We start from the raw sequence: 3,298 nt of genomic DNA on the forward strand, positions 1-3,298 counted from the left end.
CCCTCGGCGGCGGGGTGGCGATGCGGCTGCTGGTCGACCACCCGGACCGGGTGGCGGCTCTGCTGCTGGAGGCCCCGGTGTCGCCGTACGGCTTCGGTGGCACCCGCGACCTCGACGGCACCCCGACCACGCCCGACTTCGCCGGCACCGGCGCCGGCTCGGTGAACCCGGACTTCGTGGCCAGGCTCGCCGCCGGCGACCGGAGCGCGGACGCCCCGACCAGCCCCCGCAGCGTGCTGCGGGCCACCTACGTCGCCGACCCGGCCTCGCTGGGCGAGGACGAGGAGCTGCTGCTGGACAGCCTGCTCTCCACCGCCACCGGCGAGGACAACTACCCCGGCACGGCGGGCACCTCGCCGCACTGGCCCGGCACCGCGCCCGGGTCGCGCGGCGTGCTCAACGCGCTCGCCCCGGCCCACTTCCGGCTCGCCGACGAGCTGGTCGCGGTCGAGGTCAAGCCACCCGTCGCCTGGGTACGCGGTGACGCCGACGTGATCGTCTCGGACACCTCGCTGTTCGACCTGGCGTACCTGGGGTCGTTGGGGATGGTGCCGGGCTGGCCGGGGGAGCAGGCGTGCCCGCCGCAGCCGATGGTCGGGCAGACCCGGGCGGTGCTGGAGCGGTACGCCGCGGCCGGCGGCACGTACCGTGAGGTGGTACTTCCCGGCTGCGGGCACAGCCCGCACGTGGAACGGCCGGCCGAGTTCGTGGCCGAACTGCTGGCGCTGACGGGGGTGCCGGCGACGAACTGACCCGGTGCGTGAAATATCCCACGGCGTCTCGACAACGCAGCGTCGCGTGGCAGACTCCGGCGCATAACCTTAGTCGCCGTTCAAGTCGGCGGGGTGCGGAGCAACCAGGGGAGGCCGGTCGTGGCGCGCGAGTTCACCAGTGTGGGTGTGGTGGGTCTGGGCACCATGGGTGCCGGCATCGTCGAGGTGTTCGCCCGCAACGGCGTCGACGTCGTCGCGGTGGAGATCTCCGCGGCCGCCCTGGAGCGCGGCCGGGTCACCCTCACCGGCTCCACCGACCGGGCCGTCGCCAAGGGCAAGCTCGCCGAGGCCGACCGGGACGCCCTGCTGTCGCGGGTGAACTTCCAGGTCGGGCTGGACGCGCTGCACTCGGTGGACCTGGTGATCGAGGCCGTCCCCGAGCACCTCGACCTGAAGCAGCGGATCTTCGCCGAGCTGGACCGGGTCTGCAAGCCCGAGGCGATCCTGGCCACCAACACCTCGTCGCTGAGCGTCACCGAGATCTCGGTCGCCACCACCCGGCCCAACCAGGTGATCGGCATCCACTTCTTCAACCCCGCCCCGGTGATGAAGCTGGTCGAGGTGGTCCGCACGGTGGTCACCTCCGCCGACGTGGTCGCCGACGTCGAGGCGCTCTGCGAGCGGCTCGGCAAGGTCGACGTCACCATCAACGACCGGGCCGGCTTCATCGCCAACGCGCTGCTCTTCGGCTACCTCAACCACGCCGTCAGCATGTTCGAGTCGCGGTACGCCACCCGCGAGGACATCGACGCCGCCATGAAGCTCGGCTGCGGCCTGCCGATGGGCCCGCTCGCGCTGATGGACCTGATCGGCCTGGACACCGCGTACGAGATCCTGGACACCATGTACCGGCGGGGCGGTCGCGACCGCCGGCACGCCCCGGTGCCGCTGATCAAGCAGATGGTCACCGCGGGTCTGCTCGGCCGCAAGTCCGGCCGGGGCTTCTACACCTACGAGCGGCCGGGCTCCCCGGTGGTCGTACCCGACGAGCAGACGCCCGTGGCGTCGGAGTCGGCCCTCGCCGACGGCGCCCGGGGGATCGCCAAGGTCGGCGTGGTCGGCTCCGGGACGATGGCCACCGGCATCATCGAGGTCTTCGCCAAGGCCGGCTACGAGGTCGTCTCGGTCACCCGGGGCGCGGAGAAGTCCGCCAAGGTCTTCGAGTCCGTCAAGACCTCGCTGAACAAGGGCGTGGTGCGCGGCAAGCTCAGCGAGGCCGACCGGGACGCGGCGCTGGGCCGGATCAACTGGTCCGCCACCCTGGAGCACCTGGCCGACGTCGACCTGGTGGTCGAGGCCGTGGTCGAGGAACTGAGCGTCAAGAAGGCCCTCTTCGCCAGCCTCGACGAGATCTGCAAGCCGGGCGTCGTGCTCGCCACCACCACCTCCTCGCTGCCGGTGATCGACGTGGCGATGGCCACCCAGCGCCCGGCCGACGTGGTGGGGCTGCACTTCTTCAACCCGGCGCCGATCATGCCGCTGATCGAGGTGGTGCAGACCATCCGCACCTCGACGGAGACCGCCGCCACCGCCAAGGCGGTCTGCGCGACGCTGGGCAAGACCGGCGTGGTCTGCGGCGACCGTTCCGGGTTCATCGTCAACGCGCTGCTCTTCCCGTACCTGAACGACGCGGTGAAGATGCTGGAGGCCAGCTACTCCACCGCCGACGACATCGACTACGCGATGAAGCTCGGCTGCGGCTACCCGATGGGGCCGTTCGAGCTGCTCGACGTGGTCGGGTTGGACGTCTCGCTGGCCATCCAGCGGGAGCTCTACCTGGAGCTGCGCGAGCCGGGCTTCGCTCCCGCGCCGCTGCTGGAGCACCTGGTCACCGCCGGTTACCTGGGCCGCAAGAGCGGCCGGGGCTTCCGCGACCACACCCGTCGCTGACCGCGGTCAACACGCCGCCCTCGTGACGGCGTCTTGAGGATGTGACCTTCGAGGAGTACGTCAGCAGCCGAGGCCCGGCGCTCGTCCGCCTGGCCCGGCTGCTGACCGGTGACGAGCACCGCGCCGAGGACCTCACCCAGGACGTGCTGGCGCGTGCCTACGTGCACTGGCGCAAGATCGCCCGCGTCGACCACCCGGACGTCTACGTGCGCCGGATGCTGGTCAACGCCAACACGTCCTGGTGGCGCCGGCTGTCCAGCCGCGAGCTGGCCACGGCGGAGTTCGCCGATCGGCCCCACGGTGGCGACCTCGGCGGCGAGGCGGCCGAGCGGGACGAGCTGTGGCGGATGATCCTCGCGCTGCCCGACCGCCAGCGGGCGGTGCTGGTGCTGCGCTACTACGAGGATCTCGACGACGGGACGATCGCCCAGATCCTGGACTGCTCGCCGGTCACCGTCCGCACGCATGCCATGCGGGCGCTCACCCAGCTGCGGGGGCGCTACGGCGTTCCCACGACCAACGGGAGCCGGCCGTGACCGATCTGGACCAGCGGATCGCCGACACACTGCGGGAGCGCGCCGAGGGCGCGGTGGACACCGACCTGTTGACCACCCGGGCGGTCAGCGCCGGGCGGG

General features: G+C 71.7%; 3 protein-coding genes. All 3 read left to right on the top strand.

What is annotated here, in order from left to right:
* Window positions 1-752, top strand: a 752-nt coding sequence (locus tag JNW89_RS32105) for an alpha/beta fold hydrolase (RefSeq protein WP_238451910.1), incomplete at its 5' end; no start/stop codon positions are given.
* Window positions 753-872: 120 nt separating this feature from the next.
* A complete protein-coding gene (locus JNW89_RS32110; protein ID WP_238451736.1) occupies window positions 873-2,663 on the top strand; it encodes a 3-hydroxyacyl-CoA dehydrogenase family protein in 1,791 nt (596 codons plus the stop codon).
* A gap of 41 nt (window positions 2,664-2,704) precedes the next feature.
* Entirely contained in the window at window positions 2,705-3,199 is a 495-nt protein-coding gene (locus JNW89_RS32115; RefSeq protein WP_238451737.1) for a SigE family RNA polymerase sigma factor, read from the top strand.
* Window positions 3,200-3,298: the final 99 nt, after the last annotated feature.

It is taken from the genome of Micromonospora sp. 4G55 (assembly GCF_016803375.1).